Annotated in this window: 16 protein-coding genes; 15 read left to right on the forward strand and 1 reads right to left on the reverse strand. The window is 70.6% G+C overall.

The genetic code is table 11. The features are described 5' to 3' along the window. Nucleotides 1-118 precede the first annotated feature (118 nt). Entirely contained in the window at nt 119-1,213 is a 1,095-nt protein-coding gene (locus tag BKK80_RS21215; protein WP_071017294.1) for a porin, read from the reverse strand. Between the two features lie 596 nt (nt 1,214-1,809). On the opposite strand from BKK80_RS21215, the gene BKK80_RS21220 reads away from it, so the two are divergent. The 15 genes from BKK80_RS21220 to BKK80_RS21290 all read left to right on the forward strand — a co-directional run bounded on the left by BKK80_RS21220 (nt 1,810) and on the right by BKK80_RS21290 (nt 18,001). Further along, complete coding sequence (locus BKK80_RS21220) at nt 1,810-2,250, forward strand: (2Fe-2S)-binding protein (protein ID WP_071071087.1); 441 nt, start codon at nt 1,810-1,812, stop codon at nt 2,248-2,250. Continuing rightward, nucleotides 2,234-4,432, forward strand: coding sequence for a xanthine dehydrogenase family protein molybdopterin-binding subunit (locus tag BKK80_RS21225; protein ID WP_071071089.1), 2,199 nt, complete (start codon nt 2,234-2,236; stop codon nt 4,430-4,432). Before BKK80_RS21220 ends, BKK80_RS21225 begins: the two co-directional genes overlap by 17 nt. Nucleotides 4,433-4,845: 413 nt before the next feature. Further along, nucleotides 4,846-5,151 (forward strand): recombinase-like helix-turn-helix domain-containing protein, encoded by a 306-nt coding sequence (locus tag BKK80_RS21230; protein ID WP_071017289.1) that lies wholly within the window; start codon nt 4,846-4,848, stop codon nt 5,149-5,151. Between the two features lie 50 nt (nt 5,152-5,201). Further along, nucleotides 5,202-6,257, forward strand: coding sequence for an aromatic ring-hydroxylating oxygenase subunit alpha (locus tag BKK80_RS21235; RefSeq protein WP_071073170.1), 1,056 nt, complete (start codon nt 5,202-5,204; stop codon nt 6,255-6,257). Then, a complete protein-coding gene (locus tag BKK80_RS21240; protein WP_071039248.1) occupies nt 6,250-7,020 on the forward strand; it encodes an SDR family oxidoreductase in 771 nt (256 codons plus the stop codon). The genes BKK80_RS21235 and BKK80_RS21240 overlap by 8 nt, the downstream gene beginning before the upstream one ends. Before the next feature lie 18 nt (nt 7,021-7,038). Then, nucleotides 7,039-7,578: a cupin domain-containing protein gene (locus BKK80_RS21245; RefSeq protein ID WP_071017285.1), complete on the forward strand. Its 540-nt coding sequence runs from the start codon at nt 7,039-7,041 to the stop codon at nt 7,576-7,578. A gap of 70 nt (nt 7,579-7,648) precedes the next feature. Continuing rightward, the gene (locus tag BKK80_RS21250) at nt 7,649-8,515 is read left to right on the forward strand and encodes an alpha/beta fold hydrolase (RefSeq protein ID WP_071040378.1); all 867 of its coding nucleotides are present in this window, start codon (nt 7,649-7,651) and stop codon (nt 8,513-8,515) included. 37 nt (nt 8,516-8,552) lie between these two features. Further along, nucleotides 8,553-9,383, forward strand: coding sequence for an IclR family transcriptional regulator (locus tag BKK80_RS21255; RefSeq protein WP_071039249.1), 831 nt, complete (start codon nt 8,553-8,555; stop codon nt 9,381-9,383). A 16-nt stretch (nt 9,384-9,399) separates the two neighbouring features. Then, nucleotides 9,400-10,203, forward strand: a complete 804-nt coding sequence (locus tag BKK80_RS21260) for an SDR family oxidoreductase (protein ID WP_071071091.1) — start codon at nt 9,400-9,402, stop codon at nt 10,201-10,203. Continuing rightward, nucleotides 10,196-11,923: a thiamine pyrophosphate-binding protein gene (locus BKK80_RS21265; RefSeq protein ID WP_071071094.1), complete on the forward strand. Its 1,728-nt coding sequence runs from the start codon at nt 10,196-10,198 to the stop codon at nt 11,921-11,923. Before BKK80_RS21260 ends, BKK80_RS21265 begins: the two co-directional genes overlap by 8 nt. Nucleotides 11,924-11,939: 16 nt before the next feature. Continuing rightward, entirely contained in the window at nt 11,940-12,740 is an 801-nt protein-coding gene (locus BKK80_RS21270; RefSeq protein WP_071071096.1) for an aspartate dehydrogenase, read from the forward strand. Between the two features lie 43 nt (nt 12,741-12,783). Then, a complete protein-coding gene (locus tag BKK80_RS21275; protein WP_071039253.1) occupies nt 12,784-14,259 on the forward strand; it encodes an aldehyde dehydrogenase in 1,476 nt (491 codons plus the stop codon). Nucleotides 14,260-14,296: 37 nt separating this feature from the next. Then, nucleotides 14,297-15,259 (forward strand): VOC family protein, encoded by a 963-nt coding sequence (locus BKK80_RS21280; protein WP_071017274.1) that lies wholly within the window; start codon nt 14,297-14,299, stop codon nt 15,257-15,259. A 93-nt stretch (nt 15,260-15,352) separates the two neighbouring features. Beyond that, the gene (locus BKK80_RS21285) at nt 15,353-16,309 is read left to right on the forward strand and encodes a PDR/VanB family oxidoreductase (protein WP_071039254.1); all 957 of its coding nucleotides are present in this window, start codon (nt 15,353-15,355) and stop codon (nt 16,307-16,309) included. A 315-nt stretch (nt 16,310-16,624) separates the two neighbouring features. Next, nucleotides 16,625-18,001 (forward strand): MFS transporter, encoded by a 1,377-nt coding sequence (locus tag BKK80_RS21290; RefSeq protein ID WP_071021918.1) that lies wholly within the window; start codon nt 16,625-16,627, stop codon nt 17,999-18,001. Nucleotides 18,002-18,067: the final 66 nt, after the last annotated feature.

Here is an 18,067-nt window from a genome sequence, read left to right on the forward strand (position 1 = left end):
CCTCTCGCGCTTGCCCCTTACGCCCGAGCTTGCTCGCGCATGGCCTCGGAAAAGAAAAGAAGCGCCGCGCGCGCCGGCAGGCGGCGCGCGCGGCGGCTTTCCGGGCTTTCCCCGGCGCTCAGAACACGTGCTTGATGCCGATCATCGCGCCGAGCTGGTTCACGCCGGGTGCGGGATTGGAACCCGCGGCGCCGCCGCTGACCGATTGCGCGAGCTGCCCGCCGTTGTCGATGAAGCCGGCGGTGGCGTAGACCGAGGTGCGCTTGCTGAAGGCGTAGGTGCCGCGGATGGCGTACAGCCAGGCCTTGTTGGCGCTGTTGTGGTACTTCAGCCAGTAGACCTGGCCGGCCAGGTTGAAGGCGGGGGTGATGTCATAGGACGCGCCGGCGTACAGCAGATCGCTCTTGGGCGTGGGGCTGCCGCCATTGTCGCGGCGCAGCCAGCCGGCTCCCAGCTTGGTGTTGGCCAGCAGCATGTAGCCGCCCAGCGACAGGCGGTTGTCGGTCAGGCTGCTCTTGGTCAGGCCGCCGAAGGCGCCCGGACCGCCGCGCAGCGAATCATAGGCGGCGGACAGGCCCCACCAGTTGGTCTCGTACATCAGCATGGCCGACCATTCGCGGCAGGCGCGCACGTCGGCGGGATTCTCGCCGGCGCAGTTGGTGCCCGAGGGACTGGGGCCGGCGTTGACGGTGTCGCGGCCGAAGCTGTAGGTGGCGCCCGCCGTCAGGCCGCCGAACTTGCCCTTGTAGGCGATCGCGTTGTCGGCGCGCGTGTTGGGCAGGTAGCTGTCGAGCGAGCCGGAGCCATAGACGTTGGGTCCGAGGATATCGGTGTCCAGCGTGGCCCAGAACAACATGGTGTATTGGCGGCCGAAGCTGACCTGGCCCCAGTTGCTGCTGCTCAGGCCGACCCAGGCCTGGCGCCCGAACAGGCGGCCACCCTGGTTGGACGCGCCGCTGTCGGGCGCGAAGCCCGATTCCAGCGCGAAGTTCGCCTTCAGGCCGCCGCCCAGGTCCTCGGTGCCGCGCAGGCCCCAGCGCGACGGCACCGTGCCGGTCAGCGTGGGCACGCGGGCGAGGCCGTCCTTGGCCGCGCCGACGTTGTTCACATACTCGATCCCGGTGTCGATGACGCCGTACAGCGTCACCGACTGGGCCGCGGCGACGAGGGGCGCGGCGGCAAGCAAGCCGGCCACAAGCCTAGCAAGTTTCATTTCTCGATTCCTTCTCTTTTCCGATAGCAGATAGCGGTCAGTCGTGGTGTGGATGCCGTTCCCCGGCTCGGGAACGCGCGCCGCGCGGCGCCCTGGGGCAGTGGTGGTCTGGTGGCGGGATCCTCCTTGCGGATCGGCGGGTTCGGGGGCAGGCCAGGGTGCCGGCAACGCGCCGGCGGGACCTCGTCTTGTTCTCTCCGTGTTCCGTATATGAAACAACAATCCATATACGGAACGATTGACTCAATATAGCCGCCAATGCCGTGGAGGATGGACCCGGGATATCCCTAGTGCAGCGCGAATACGACGGCCATTGCGTCCGGCCGCCGGCTTGCCGGCTGGCGCCGGTGAATCCATGCGGGCGCGGCGGGTGAACGGGCAAGGCCGATGAATCAAGGCGGGCGGGCCGGCAGGCCGGAATCGGAGGGCAGCACGCGCCCGAGCCGGCCGGCTGGCATCGGGGTTAACCCGCGTGATTCTTCCCGGAAGCAGGCTCTATAGTCCTCGATGTTCTGCATAGGAATCAGTGTTTTATATATAAAACGCAGAGACAGCCTTGCCATGGGCGCGGGCTATCGGGCATCAGGAGAAAACGAGTGGAATTCGAGCTGAATGGGAAGCCCAGCCGCTTCGACGGCGACGGCGACACGCCGCTGTTGTGGGTCATCCGCGACGAGGCCGGGCTGACCGGCACCAAGTACGGCTGCGGCATCGGCATGTGCGGCGCCTGCACCGTGCACATCGACGGGTTGGCACAGCGCTCCTGCGTGACGCCGGCCAGCGCGGTGGCCGGCCGGCGTGTCACCACCATCGAAGGGCTGGCGCCGGAGCGCTCGCATCCGGTGCAGCAGGCCTGGATCGCCAAGGACGTGCCGCAGTGCGGCTACTGCCAGTCCGGCATGGTGATGGCGGTGGCGTCGCTGCTCAAGCAGCACCCGCATCCCACCGACCAGCAGATCGATGCGTCGATCAGCAATATCTGCCGCTGTGCCAGCTACCACCGCATCCGGGAGGCGATCCATGCTGCCGCGAAATGAGACTGCGCTGGAAGCGCCCGCCAGCCCGTCGCGGCGCGGATTCCTCAGGTTCGGCGTGGCCGCGGCCGGTGCGCTGTGCATCCCGTTGCCGGCGCTGGCCGGCCGCACCGTGGACAGCGGCCCGCACGGCAGTCACGAGCTGACCGACTGGATCTGGATCGAAGCGGACGGCAGGACGCGGCTCGGCCTGTCGCAATGCGAAGTGGGGCAGGGCGTCTACACCGGCCTGCCGCAGGTGCTGGCCGACGAGCTCGACGCCGACTGGCGCCAGGTCGAGGTGGTCTTCGTCACCGGGCGCGATGCCTACCGTACCGGGGCGGCCTACGAGGAGCCGCAGCAGTTCGTCGGCGCGTCGATGTCGGCCACGCTGTTCTACGAGCGGCTGCGCATCGCCGGCGCGCAGGCGCGCGAGGTGCTGTTGCGCGCCGGCGCACGCCGGCTCGACGTGCGGCCCAGCCAGTGCCACACCGAACTGGGGCGCGTGATCCACGGCGCCAGCGGACGCTCGCTCGGCTACGGCGAGCTGGCCGCCGATGCCGCCAGGCTGCCGCTCAACCCATCGCCCCGGCTGAAGAACGAGGCCGCCCACAAGCTGATCGGGCGCGACCTGCCGCGCCTGGACACGCCCGCCAAGGTCGACGGCAGCGCCGAATTCGGCATCGACGTCAAGGTGCCCGGCATGCTGGTCGGCGCGCTCAAGATGCCGCCCCAGGTGACCGGCAAGGTCACGGGACTGCGCAATGCCGAGGCGATCCGCAAGATGCCGGGTGTGCGCGCCGTGGTACAGGCGCCGGACGCGGCCATCGTGGTGGCGCAGCATTACTGGCAGGCCAGGAAGGCGGCCGACGCGCTGGAACTGGAGATCGACCCCGGCGCCGCCCAGGGATTGCACAGCGACGCCATCCTGGCTGCCCGCGTCGCCGCGCTCGGCGCTCCCGGGGCCGTCGTCGCCACCCACCTGGGCAGCCCGGAAGACACGCTTGCCAAGGCCGGAGGCAAGATGGTCGAGGCCGACTACCACACGCCCTACATCGTGCACGCGACCATGGAGGCGGTGAATGCCACCGTGCACGTGCGCGACGATGCCATCGAGGTCTGGGGCCCGATCCAGGGGCAGGATTTCGTGCGCAACGCCCTCGCCAGGCTGTTCAACCGCCAGCCCGAATCGGTGATCGTCCACACCACCTTCCTGGGCGGCAGCTTCGGCCGCAAATTCCTGCCCGACTTCGTCATCCACGCCGCGCGCGCCTCGGCGGCGGTGGGCCAGCCGGTCAAGGTGATCCGCTCGCGCGAGGACGACATCCGCCATGGTTTCTACCGTCCCGGCGTCTCGGGCCGCTTCCGCGCCGTGCTCGATGCGCAAGGCATGCCGCTGGCCATGCATGCGCGCGTCACCGGCCAGTCGCTGTACGGTGTCATCAAGAAGGAGCGCATGGCGCAGAACGGCGGCTGGGACGAGACCATGCTGGAGGCGATCTATGACCTGGCCTACCAGGTGCCCAACCTGAAGGTCGACATGATCGACGTGAAGCAGCCGATTCCGGTCAGCTTCCTGCGCAGCGTAGGCAGTACCTCGAGCGTGTTCATGCTGGAGAGCTTCGTCAACGAGATGGCCGACGCGGCCGGCGCCGATCCCTACCGCTACCGGCGCAAGCTGCTGGCGCACGATCCGCTGGCCGTGCGCGTGCTGGACGCGGCCGCGGCCCGCGCCGGCTGGGACAGCAAGCCCAGGCCCGGCGTGACGCGCGGCTTCACCTTCAGCCTCTACACCGGACGCGGCGAGGCCTTCCAGACCTATGTGGCGATGGCGGTCGAACTGGAGCGGACGGGCAAGACGTTCCAGGTGCGGCGCGTGGTCTGCGCCGTCGACGCCGGCCGCGCCATCAACCCGAACCTGATCCGCGCCAATATCGAGGGCGGCATCGGCTTCGCGCTCAGCAACACGCTCAAGAGCGAGATCACCTTCCAGGACGGCGCGGTGCAGCAGAGCAACTTCCACGACTTCCGCGTCATCTCGCTGGCCGAGATGCCCAAGGTGGAAGTGGAGATCGTCGCCAGCGACCGCCCGCCCCAGGGCTGCGGCGAAGTCTCGCTGGCGCCGGTGGCACCCGCCGTGGCGCACGCCTTCTACCAGGCCACCCGGCAGCGCCGCCGCGCGATGCCGATGTCGCTGGAGGCCTGAGGGCAAGCGCCCGTCGGCCGCGGCGGCCTGGATCACACCATCGGCTTCGTCTCTGCGCTCGCGTGCTGGACCACACCGAGGGCTTCGCTGGATGTGGCGCCTTGCTAAACCACCCCTCTCCCCCGCCCTCTCCCATGCGGGGAGAGGGAGCCAAGACCTTGTGCTTGGCGCTCGGTGTTGGTGCATCTCGTCGGCTTCGGCAAGTGCATCAGAGTTCGCACCGCGCCGGTCTTGGCACATCAACGGGTTAACCCCAGTCTGCATTTCCCGATTCCTTGTCTATAGTTCTGCTTGTTCAATATATGAATCGCTGTTTCGTTAGTGAAACGAAACGCAAGACAAGATCCCCGCCGCGATGATGTGGCGCCGAGCCGGCACCGAGCGCCGGCACCAGAAGGATAGGAGCAAGCGCAATGGACGACGCCGCATACAACCCGAACCTCGCGCCCTGGGAAAAGGCCGTGCCCAACAACGTGGCCGGCAAGGGCTATATCGAGCAGCCCGGCAAGGTCGCCAATCTCGTGTGGCAGACCCGCGCGGCGGCGCCGACCGCCTACGAGAACGCACTGGGCGACGCGCTGCAGGCCGCCTTCGAGGGCGGTGCCGAGACCCCCGAGGACATCGTGCGCGCCTTCAATGCCGCCGGCCTGCTGAGTGCCGACGGCCAGCGCTGGAACGAGGAGCGCTTCCTCGCCGAGATGCGCCGCCTGGGCGCCTGAGCGCAACGGCACCACGGGCACGACGGGTGATAAGGAACCGAGAGATGACGATGGAAACGAACAAGCAGGCACGCGTGGAAGAGCGCCTCGAGACGGGGCTGCGCAACTACTGGTACCCGGTGGCCGCCTCGTGGTCGCTGCGCCATGCGCCGATCGGCGTGACGCGCCTGGGCCAGAACCTGGTGCTGTGGCGCGATGGCGCCGGCCAGGTGCAGGCGCTGGAAGACCGCTGCCCGCATCGCGGCGCGCGCCTGTCGATGGGCTGGAACCTGGGCGACCGCGTGGCCTGCTGGTACCACGGCGTGGAAGTGGGCGGCGACGGCCAGGTCAAGAGCGTGCCGGCGGTGGACAGCTGCCCGATGGAGGGCAAGACCTGCGTGCGCAGCTACCCGGTGCAGGAGAAGGCCGGCGCCGTCTTCGTCTGGTTCGGCGACCGCGCCCCGGGCGAGGCCGACGCGCTGCGCCTGCCGGAGGAATTGGAAAGCGAGGAGCACAGCCACTTCCTGTGCGTGGCGCATTGGGACTGCAACTACCGCTACGCGGTGGACAACGTCATGGACCCGATGCACGGTGCCTACCTGCACGCAGTCTCGCACTCGATGGCCAGCGGCGAGAAGTCGGCCGTGATGCAGGTGGTCGAAACCGAGCACGGCCTGGTCTTCGAGAAGACCGGCCAGCGCGGCGTGAACTTCGACTGGGTCGAGTTCGGCGAGACCGGCGCGCTGTGGCTGCGCCTGTCCATCCCCTATCAGCGCAAGGTCGGCCCCGGCGGCCCCTTCGGCATCGTCGGCATCGCCACCCCGGTGGATACCGAGCACTGCATGGTCTTCTTCTGGCGTACCCGCCACGTGCAGGGCTGGCAGCGCGATGCCTGGCGCTTCCTCTACCGCAACCGCCTCGAGCGCCTGCACTGGGACGTGCTGGAGCAGGACCGCGTGGTGCTGGAGTCGCTGGCGCCGAACGCGCGGGACCACGAGACGCTGTACCAGCACGACATCGGCATCACCCGCGTGCGCCGCTTGCTGCGCCGACGCGCCGAACAGGAAGTCGCGGAGCAGCCGATCGCCATGCTGCAGCCCGCCAGCGGAGCCGCCAGCCATGCCTGACGCCGCCAACCAAGGCCTGCTGGCCGGCCGGCGCGTGCTGGTGACCGGCGCCGCGCGCGGCCTGGGACTGGCCTTCGCCGAAGCGATCGCGCAGGCCGGCGCCGCCGTCGCCATGGCCGACGTGCTGGGCGAGCGCGTGCGCGCCGCCGCGGCCGGCCTGGCGCAGCGCGGCCTCACCGTGCTGCCGCTGGAGCTGGACCTGGCCGATCCGGACTCGGTGCGCCGCTGCGCGCAGCAGGCCATCGCCGGCCTGGGCGGCCTGGACGGCCTGGTCAACAACGCCGCGGTGACCGACTCGGGCGGCCGCGCCAGCGACGAGATCGATATTGCCACCTGGGACCGCGTGATGCAGGTGAACGTGCGCGGCACCTGGCTGATGACCAATGCCTGCCTGGACGCGCTGCGCGCCTCCGGACGCGGCGCCATCGTCAACCTGGCCTCCGACACGCCGCTGTGGGGCGCGCCCCGGCTGCTGGCCTACGTGGCGAGCAAGAGCGCCATCCTCGGCATGACCCGTTCGCTGTCGCGCGAACTGGGCGAGGCGCGCATCACGGTGAACGCCGTCGCGCCCGGCCTGACCCTGGTGGAAGCCACCGAGTACGTGCCGGCCAAGCGCCACGAGCTGTACCGCGAGCAGCGCGCGATCCCGCGCGAGCAGTTGCCCGAAGACGTATGCGGCGCGGTGGTGTTCGCGCTGTCCGACTTGTCCCGCTTCATGACCGGCCAGACGCTGGCGGTCAACGGCGGTTTTGTGATGCATTGAATCAGCAAGGAGAAAGAGATGAGCGATCTGAGCGAAGCGACGCAGGTCAAGCGGACGTGGGAGCGCCCCGAGGGCGCCAGCTTCGACCAATGGATGGAAAGCCGCGTGGCGCGCTTCTCCACCCGCCGCTACGACTGGGACGCGCTGAAGTTCCAGGCCGACCACGATCCCAAGTACCGCCGCGCGCAGATGCGCTACCTGGGCACGGGTGGCACGGGCGTCGCGGCCGACACCAATACGGTGCCGTCGGAGCACTTCACCTTCTCGACCATGATCATCCCGGCCGGCCACGAAGGCCCGTCGCACCTGCATACCGACGTGGAAGAGGTGTTCTTCATCCTGCGCGGCAAGATCAAGCTGATCCTGGAGAAGGACGGCGAGCGCTTCGAGACCATCCTGACCGACCGCGACCTGGTCTCGGTGCCGCCCGGCGTGTACCGCGAGGAGATCAATATCGGCGAGGAAGACGCGCTGATGTGCGTGATGCTCGGCGCCAGGAAGCCGGTCACGCCGACCTATCCGCCCGAGCACCCGCTCGCCCAGATCAAGCGCGGGTGAGATCGTGAACGCTCCCGTGCCCGGCAGCGCGCCTGCCTCCGCAGCGGACCACGTCCAGGCCCCGGCGGCCCTGCTCGCCGAACTGGACGCGGGCTTCGCCGAGCGCACGGCCGTGCTGGCCGACGGCGCCCGCGTGGCCTACCGCAGCGGCGGCAGGCAGGGCCCGCTGGTGGTGCTGCTGCACGGCATCAGCTCCGGCGCGGCCTCCTGGCTGCCGTGCGCCAGCCTGCTGGCGGCGCAGGCGCGCGTGCTGGCATGGGACGCGCCCGGCTACGGCGCTTCCGCCGCGCTGGCGCAACCGGCGCCGCGCGCCTCGGACTATGCGGCGCGGCTGGCGGGTTTGCTGGAGGCGCTGGCGCTGCGTCCCGACGTCATCGTCGGCCACTCGCTGGGCGCGCTGATGGCCGCGGCCTTCGTCGCGCAGGCGCGTCCCGCGCTGCTGCCGTCGCGGCTGCTGCTGCTCAGCCCGGCGCAGGGCTACGGCGCGCCCGGCCAGCAGGAACAAGCGGCACAGGTGTCGGCGCAGCGGCTGCAGGCGCTGGCGCAGCTCGGCGTGGAAGGCCTGGCCGAGCGCGGTCCGCAGCGCCTGCTGAGCGCGGCCGCCGATGCCGGCGCGCGCGACTGGGTGCGCTGGAACATGCGGCGCCTGAACGTGGACGGTTACCGCCAGGCGGTGGCCATGCTGTGCGGCGATGCCATCGAGCCCTACCTGCAGCGGCGAGCCGCCGGGGTGGACGCGCGGGTGGCCTGCGGCGGCGCGGACGTGGTCACCACGCCGGCGGCGAGCGAGGCGCTGGCACAGCGTCTGGGCCTGCCTTTCGGCCTGGTGCCCGATGCCGGTCATGTGTGTTATATCGAGCAGCCACAGGCACTGGCGCGCATGCTGCGCGGCCTGCTGCCCGCCGCGGCCGCTCCCGGCGCCGCCGTGTCACACTGATCCATCGCCAACGCCAACTGCAAGGATGAACACGACCATGAGCAAAGCCACCCTGCCCGAAGACCTCCAGGAAAAGTACATCGTGCCGGGCCTGGAGCGCGGACTGCGGCTGCTGTGCGAATTCAGCCGCAAGGACAGCACGCTGTCGGCGGCCGAACTGGCGCGCCGGCTGCAGGTGCCCCGCTCCACGGTGTTCCGTTTGCTGACCACGCTGGAGATGATGGGTTTCGTCGAGCGCACCGACGGCGGGCGCGAGTTCCGCCTCGGCATGGCCGTGCTGCGCCTGGGCTTCGAGTACCTGGCCTCGCTGGAACTGACCGAGCTGGGCCGGCCGCTGCTCGACCGCCTGCGCGACGACATCCACTACCCGTGCAACCTGGTGGTGCGCGACGGCCGTTCGATCGTCTACGTCGCCAAGTCGGTGGCGCCGACGCCGTTCGCCAGCTCCGTCAACGTGGGCACGCGCCTGCCGGCGCACGCCACCGTGCTCGGCCGCGTGCTGCTGGAAGACCTGTCGCTGGCCGAACTGCGCGAGCTCTATCCGGAGTCGCAGCTCGAGGTGTTCTCGGAAAGCACCCCGCGCACCGTCGAACAGCTGTTCGAGATGGTGCAGCACGACCGCCAGCGCGGCTACGTGCTGCAGGAAGGCTTCTTCGAAGCGAGCATCTCCACCATCGCGGCGCCGGTGCGCGATCGCAGCGGCAAGGTGGCGGCGGCGATGGGCGCGACGATTCCGGCCTCGCGCATCGACCCGGAGCAGCTCGGCCCGATGGTGGAACAGGTCCGTCATGCGGCGGACGAGCTCTCGCGCCTGCTGGACTACCGTCCGGCGGCGGAGCACAAGGTAGTCAACTTATACCGAGAATGATGAACAAGGTGATGGGATGCCGATGATCGATCTGGACGGCCGCGTGGCCGTGGTGACCGGCGGTTCGTCGGGCATAGGACTGGCCACCGTGGAGCTGCTGCTGGAAGCGGGCGCATCGGTGGCACTGTGCGGCCGGGACGAAACCCGCCTGCGCGAAGCCGAAGCCGGCCTGCGCGCACGCTTTCCCGGCGCGAAACTGTATGCGGCGCGCTGCGACGTGCTGGACCCGGGCCAGGTGCGCGCCTTCGCCGCCGCCTCCGAAGCCGCGCTGGGACCGGCGCAGATGCTGGTCAACAACGCCGGCCAGGGCCGCGTGTCGACCTTCGCGGATACCGAGGACGAGGCCTGGGCCGAAGAACTGCGGCTCAAGTTCTTCTCCGTGATCCACCCGACGCGGGCCTTCCTGCCGCAGCTGGAGCGCACGCGCGACGCGGCCGTCGTCTGCGTCAACTCTCTGCTGGCGCTGCAGCCAGAGCCCCATATGGTGGCGACCTCGGCCGCGCGCGCCGGGGTGCACAACCTGGTGCGCTCGCTGGCCACCGAGTTCGCCCCCAAGGGCATCCGCGTCAACGGCATCCTGCTCGGCCTGGTGGAATCCGGCCAGTGGCGCCGCCGCTTCGAGGCGCGCCCTGACGAAGACCGCCATCTCGACTGGGCCGCGTGGACCGCGCGCCTGGCCGGGCAGAAGCATATCCAGCTCGGTCGCCTCGGCCTGCCGGTGGAAGCCGCGCGCGCCATCCTGTTCCTTGCCTCGCCGTTGTCTTCGTACACCACGGGCAGCCATATCGATATCTCCGGAGGACACTCCCGTCATGCGTAACGAACAACCGCAAGTCACCGTCGGCGCCGCCATCGCGGCCTTTCTCGAACAATGCGGGGTCAAGGCCGCCTTCGGCGTGATCTCCATCCACAACATGCCCATCCTCGACGCCATGGGCGAGCGCGGCAAGATCCGCTTCGTGCCGGCGCGCGGCGAGGCCGGCGGCACCAATATGGCCGACGCCTACGCCCGCACCACCGGCGGCCTGGGCGTGTGCCTGACCAGCACCGGCACCGCCGCCGGCAATGCCGCCGGCGCCATGGTCGAAGCGCTGACCGCCGGCACGCCGCTGCTGCACATCACCGGGCAGATCGAGACACCCTACCTGGACCAGAGCCTGGCCTACATCCACGAGGCACCGGACCAGCTCACCATGCTCAAGGCAGTGTCCAAGGCCGCCTTCCGCGTGCGCAGCGCCGACACCGCGCTGTCGACCTTCAAGCTCGCGGTACAGACCGCGCTGACCGCGCCGAGCGGCCCCGTCAGCGTGGAAGTGCCGATCGATATCCAGTCGGCGCTGATCCCGATGCCGTCCGACCTGCGTCCGCTCGCCGTGCCCACGCACGTGCCCGCGGCCGAGGCCCTCGATGCGATGGCCGAGCACCTGGCCCGCGCCAAGCGCCCGATGCTGTGGCTGGGCGGTGGCGCGCGCCATGCCGGCGCGCAGGTCAAGCGCCTGATGGACCTGGGCTTCGGCGTGGTCACCAGCACGCAGGGCCGCGGCATCGTGCCGGAGGACGACCCGCGCTCGCTGGGCGCCTACAACCTGCACAAGCCGGTCGAGACCTTCTACCAGGGCTGCGACGCCATGGTGGTGGTGGGCTCGCGCTTGCGCGGCAACGAGACGCTGAAGTACGAGCTGAAGCTGCCGCGCCCGCTCTACCGCATCGACGCCGACCCCTCCGCCGAGGGCCGCTGCTACGCCAGCGATGCCTTCGTCTGCGGCGACGCCGCGCTGGCGCTGGCCGGCCTGGCCGACCGCCTCGAAGGCAAGCTCAAGGTCGACGCCGGCTTCGCCGCCGACCTGCGCCGCGCGCACGACACCGCGGTCGGCAGCCTGGTCGACGGCCTCGGCCCCTACGCCGCGCTGGTGCAGTCGCTGCAGGCAGCGGTGGGCCGCGCGTTCAACTGGGTGCGCGACGTCACCGTGTCCAACAGCACCTGGGGCAACCGCGAGCTGCGCCTGTTCGACTCGCGTGCCGGCGTGCACGCGCTGGGCGGCGGCATCGGCCAGGGCCTGGCGATGGGCATCGGCGCCGCGGTCGGCGCGGCGGCCACCGCCTCCGGCAAGAAGACCTTCTGCCTGGCCGGCGACGGCGGCTTCATCCTCAACCTGGGCGAACTGGCCACCGCGGTGCAGGAGCGCGCCGACCTCGTCATCGTGCTGATGAACGACCGCGGCTACGGCGTGATCAAGAACATCCAGGACGCCCAGTACGGCGGCCGCCGCCACTACGTGGACCTGCACACGCCCGACTACGCCCAGCTGGCCCAGTCGCTGGCGCTGCGCCACCGCCGCGTCGGCAACCTGGCCGACGCCGCCGCCGCGCTGGAAGCGGCCACGGCCGAAGCCGGTCCCTTCCTGCTGGAGATCGACATGCTGGCCATCGGCAGCTTCAAGACCGCCTTCGCCGGCCCGCCGGTCAACAAGGCGACGCCGGCCGACGCGCAGGGCGAGCAGGAAGCGCGCGCCGCCGAGCGCGCCACCGTGACGGCCTGAGGCGAGGAGAGGCGAGATGCTGCACGTGTCGATGGTGGGCTGCGGCGCGATCGGGCGCGGCGTGCTGGAACTGCTCAAGGACGATCCCGACGTCGCCTTCGATGCGGTGATCGTGCCGGAGGCGGCGCAGGCCGAGGCGCGCGCGGCGCTGGCCGCGCTGGCGCCCGGCGCGCGCGTGGTCGACAGGCTCGGCGACAGCCGTCCCGACCTGCTGGTCGAGTGCGCCGGACACCAGGCGCTGGCCGAGCATGTGGTGCCGGCACTGGAACGCGGCATCGCCTGCCTGGTGGTCTCGGTGGGCGCGCTGTCGGAGCCCGGCCTGGCCGACCGGCTGGAAACCGCGGCGCGGCGCGGCCATACCCAGGTGCAACTGCTGTCCGGCGCCATCGGCGCCATCGACGCGCTGGCCGCGGCCCGCGTGGGCGGCCTCGACGAGGTGGTCTACACCGGCCGCAAGCCGCCGCGCGCCTGGCTGGGCACGCCGGCCGAGCAGGTCTGCGACCTCGGCGCGCTGACCGAGGCCCGGGTCATCTTCGAGGGCAGCGCGCGCGATGCCGCGCGGCTCTATCCGAAGAACGCCAACGTCGCGGCCACGCTGTCGCTGGCCGGGCTGGGCCTGGACCGCACGCAGGTCAAGCTGCTCGCCGATCCCGGCGAGCAGGAGAACGTGCACCACGTGGCCGCGCGTGGCGCCTTCGGCGGCTTCGAGCTGACCATGCGCGGCAAGCCGCTGGCGGCCAACCCCAAGACTTCCGCGCTGACGGTGTTCAGCGTGGTGCGGGCGCTGGGCAACCGCGCGCACGCGGTATCCATCTGAGGCGCGGCCCGCGGCCGGCCCGGACCAAGCAAGAGAGAGCGAGATGAACACGGAACAATGCCTGCCGATCTGCGTGGCGGGGGAATGGCGCCTGGGCACGGGCGAGCGCTATGCGACGCGCTACCCGGCCACCGGCGAGGTGGTGGCCGAGCTGCACGCGGCCAGCGTGGCCGACGTCGAGGAAGCGGTACAGGGCGCGCAGCGCGCCTTCGAGACCAGCGGCTGGGCCCGGCGCAAGCCGCATGAGCGCGCCGCCGTGCTCTACCGCGTGGCCGAGCTGATCCGCGCCCGCGCCGAGCCGCTGGCGCAGCGCCAGCGCCTGGACAACGGCAAGCCGATCAGCGAGACGCGCGCGCTGGTGGCCAGCGCCGCCGGCACCTTCCAGTTCTTCGCGGCGGCCTGCGAAACGCTGGAAGAAGCGCTCACGCCGTCGCGCGGCGACTGCCTGACCCTGAGCGTGCACGAGCCGATGGGCGTGGTGGCGGCCATCACGCCGTGGAACTCGCCGATCGCCAGCGAAGCGCAGAAGATGGCGCCGGCGCTGGCCGCGGGCAACGCCGTAGTGGTCAAGCCGGCCGAGGTCACGCCGCTGATGGCGCTGGAACTGGCCAGGATCTGCGAAGAGGCCGGCGTGCCCAAGGGCCTGGTCAGCGTGCTGCCCGGCAAGGGCTCGGTGATCGGCGACGCCATCACCCAGCATCCGCTGGTGCGCCGCGTGTCCTTCACCGGCGGCACCAGCACCGGCCGCCATATCGCCCACATCGCCGCCGACAAGATGATGCCGGTGTCGCTGGAGCTGGGCGGCAAGTCGCCCACCATCGTGTTCGAGGATGCCGACCTGGACCACGCCGTCAACGGCGTGCTGTACGGCATCTTCAGCTCCTCGGGCGAGTCCTGCATCGCCGGCTCGCGCCTGTTCGTCGCGCGCCCGCTGTACGAGGCCTTCCTGGAGCGCCTGGCCGCCGGCGCGGCGCGCCTGCGCGTGGGCGACCCGGCCGACGAGCGCACCCAGATGGGCCCGCTGATCACCGACCGCCACCGCGACAGCATCGAGTCCTACGTGGCGATGGGTGTGGAAGACGGCGGCCAGCTGCGCACGGGCGGCGTGCGCCCGGTCGTGCCCGGCTGCGAGAACGGCTACTTCTACACGCCCACCATCATCGAAGGGCTGGATAACCGCGCGCGCCTGTGCCAGGAAGAGGTCTTCGGTCCGGTGCTGGTGGCCATGCCCTTCGAAGACGAGGAAAGCCTGGTCGAGCAGGCCAACGACAGCGTCTACGCGCTGGCCGCCGGCATCTGGACGCGCGACTACAAGCGCGCCTGGCGCTTCGCCCGCGCGGTGCAGGCCGGCAATGTGTGGATCAACACCTACAAGCAGTTCTCGATCTCCACGCCGTTCGGTGGCTGGCGCGACAGCGGCCTGGGGCGCGAGAAGGGCCGCCTGGGCATCCTGCAGTACATGGAGCAGAAGAGCGTGTACTGGGGCCTGAACGAGCAGCCGCTGCCCTGGGCCAACTGAGCCGGCGCCGCGCGACCCACAAGAGAGAGACAGCAAGATGAACACGATCCTGGGCATCGACGAAATCGTCTACGGTGCCGACGACCTGGACGCCTGCAAGCGCTTCTTCGCCGACTGGGGCCTGGCCCTCACGCGTGAAGACGCCGCCGGCCTGGACTTCGAGACCTTGAACGGCTGCCGCGTGCTGGTGCGCCGTAGCGACGACCCGGCGCTGCCGCCTGCCATCGAGGACGGCCCGACCCTGCGCGAGGTGGTATGGGGCGTCGATACCCCCGCCGCGCTGGCAGGCATTGCCGAGGCGATCCGCGGCGAGGCCGGCTTCACCGAGGCCGGCGGGCGCGTCGGCTGCACCGACCCCAACGGCCTGGCCGTGCGCTTCCAGCTCACCCGCAAGCGCGAGGTGCAGCTCGAATGCGCGCGCATGAACACCTGGAACGAGAAGCCGCGCCTGAACCAGCGCGCGCCCATCTACGAGCGCGCGCAGCCGGTCGAGGTCGGCCACGTGGTGTTCTTCGTCAAGGACGTGGCGGCCACCGAACGCTTCTATACCGGCAAGCTCGGCTTCGTGCCGTCCGACCGCTATCCGGAGCGCGGCGCCTTCCTGCGCTGCGCCCCCGAGGGCGGCCACCACGACCTGTTCCTGCTGCAGCTGCCCAACGGCAAGAGCGGCCTGAACCACGTCGCCTTCACCGTGCGCGACATCCACGAAGTGTTCGGCGGCGGCCTGCACGTCTCGCGCTGTGGCTGGGATACCCAGCTCGGCCCGGGCCGCCACCCGATCTCCTCGGCCTACTTCTGGTACTTCAAGAACCCGGCCGGTGGCCTGATCGAGTACTACGCCGACGAGGACCAGCTCGACGCGCGCTGGGAACCGCGCGAGTTCGAGCCCGGCCCCACCCGCTTCGCGGAGTGGGCGGTCGAGGGCGGCCTGGACGGCAACACGCGCCGGCAGAAGAACGCGGGCGGCCCCGAAGGCAAGTTCCTCACGGAAAAGCGCTGAGCGGCCCGGCGAGGCGCGCGCAAGACAGCAGCAACGAGACAGCAGCAAGACAGCGGCAACGAGACCGCGGCAACAGCAGGAAGGAAGACAGTCATGAGTACCAGCCAGACCTTGACGATGCGCGTGCAGGCCATGCGCTACGAGGCACGCGGCATCGTCAGCGTGGAACTGCGCGCCGTCGACGGCAGCGAACTGCCGGCCTATACGCCCGGCGCGCATATCGACCTGCACCTGGGCAACGGACTGGTGCGCAGCTACTCGCTGTGCGGCGCCCCCGAGCAGCGCGACCGCTACGTGGTCGGCGTGCTCAACGACCGCGCCAGCCGCGGCGGCTCGCGCTATGTGCACGAGCAGCTGCGCGTGGGCAGCACGCTGACGGTGGGCGTGCCGCGCAACCACTTCGAACTGGACGAGGGCGCTGCCCACACCGTGCTGGTGGCGGGCGGCATCGGCATCACGCCGATCGCCTGCATGGCGCGCCGGCTGGCGCAGCTCGGCCGCTCCTTCGAGCTGGTCTACTGCGCCCGCTCGCGCGAGGAAGCCGCCTTCCTCGATGAACTGGAGCAGTACGGCGATGCGCTGCGCGTGCATTTCGACGACGTGCAGGGCGGCCCGCCCGACCTGCCGGCGCGCCTGGCAGGCCATGGCGCCGACACGCATTTCTACTGCTGCGGGCCGGGCCCGATGCTGCAGGCCTTCGAGGCCGCCTGCGCCGGCCACGGCCACCAGCATGTGCACATCGAGCGCTTCGCCGCCGATCCGGCTGTGTCGGCCGTGCAGGACGGCGCCTACACGGTCGAACTGGCGCGCTGCGGCAAGCACCTGACGGTGCCGTCCGGCAAGGCCCTGCTCGACGCGCTGCTGGAAGCCGGCGTCGACGTCGACCACAGCTGCCGCGAGGGCGTGTGCGGCTCCTGCGAGACGCGCGTGCTGGAAGGCGTGCCGGAGCACCGCGACAGCGTGCTCAGCAAGAACGAGCGCGAATCCGGCAAGACCATGATGGTATGCGTGTCCGGCTGCAAGGGCGCGCGGCTCGTGCTCGACCTGTAAGGCTCGCGGGGAAGCAAGAGAGCCGCCAATCCAGGCATGAAACGCCGCCGGCCGCGCGCCGGCGGCACGATCCCGGCATGGGGACATCCGGCACGGCGGTTGCAGACCGTCAGTAGACCGGAGGCACGCGCAGGCATCCCGCCGCTCGCGCAGGCCGCCCTGCCAGACGCCGCTCGCGCGCCGGCCCACCAGCCGCGCGCCCCCGGCCGACACCACGAAAGGCATAGCGTGTTGATCCAGAGACAAGAAACCGCCCCCCTGGCCGCCGACGGCGCCAGCGTGCCCGCCCCGCCGCCCGGCCTGCCGCGCGACGCGATGCCAGCCGGCCAGGCCGCGGCCGCCGGCACCACTCCAGGCCAGATCGTCGCGCGCATCGAGCGCATGCCCGGCAACGCCATGCATGTGCGCGCGCGCCTGCTGATCGGCCTGGCCACCTTCTTCGACGGCTTCGACGTCATCGTCATCGCCGCCACGCTGCCGCTGCTGATCGCCCAGTGGTCGCTGTCGCCGGCCCAGGTCGCCTTCCTGATCGGCGCGCCGGCCTTCGGCCAGCTGCTCGGCACCCTGCTGTTCCCGGCCCTGGCCGAGCGCATCGGGCGCCTGCGCACCATCGGCTGGAGCGCGGGCATCATCGGCCTGATGAGCATCGCCTGCGGCTTCTCCACCTCGTTCGAGATGTTTGCCGCGCTGCGCATCATCCAGGGCCTGGGGCTGGGCGGCGAACTGCCGGTGGCCGCCACCTACATCAACGAGGTCACGCGCGCCCACGGCCGCGGCCGCTTCGTGCTGCTGTACGAAGTGGTGTTCCCGATCGGCCTGCTGGTGTCCAATGCCGTCGGCGCCTGGCTGGTGCCGCGCTTCGGCTGGGAGATCATGTACTTCATCGGCGGCGTGCCGCTGGTGCTGCTCTTCATCCTGCCGCGCGCCGTGCCCGAATCGCCGCGCTGGCTGGCCGAACGGGGCCGGCTGGCCGAGGCCGATGCCGCGCTGGCCGTCTTCGAAGCGCGCGCCAAGGGCCCGCTGCCGCCGCTGGACGGCGAGCGCGACTACGATGCCCTGATGCAGAAACACCCGCGCCGCAGCGTCAAGGACCTGCTCGGCCGCGCCTACCGCGGCCGCACGCTGGCGGTGTGGATGCTGTGGGCCACCTGCGGCTTCATCCAGTACGGCCTCTCGACCTGGCTGCCCACCATCTACAAGACCGTCTACCACGCGCCGCTGCAGCTCGCGCTGAACCTCGCCGCCGCCGCCTCGGTGCTGGGCGTGCTGGGCTCGCTGGCCTGCGCCATGCTGGTCGACAAGGTCGGCCGCAAGCCGGTGATCAATGTGTCCTTCCTGCTGTGCGCGCTGTCGCTCGGGCTGGCCGGCGTGTTCCACGACAGCTCGCTGTACGTGGTCGCCACCTTCTGCGCGCTGGCCATGGGCCTGCTGGCCAGCGGCTTCATCACGGCCTACGTCTACACGCCGGAGCTCTATCCCACCAGCATCCGCGCCACGGCCTGCGGCTTCGGCGGTGCCTGGCTCAAGCTCGGCGCCATCGTCGCCCCCACCTTCGTGGCGGGCACCATCGGCAGCGGCAAGATCGACCACGCCTTCCTGGCGCTGGCGCTGGTGCCGCTGCTGACCGCGGTGGTGGTGCATCGGCTCGGCATCGAGACCAAGGGCAAGGTGCTGGAGCAGCTGGAGGCGTGAGGCTCCGGGCGGCGGGTGCTGCCCGGGGCATCGGCGGCCGGTGGCCAGCGACGGGACGGCGCGCGA

Origin of the sequence: Cupriavidus malaysiensis, from assembly GCF_001854325.1 — a bacterium.
Classification (GTDB): Bacteria; Pseudomonadota; Gammaproteobacteria; order Burkholderiales; family Burkholderiaceae; genus Cupriavidus; species Cupriavidus malaysiensis.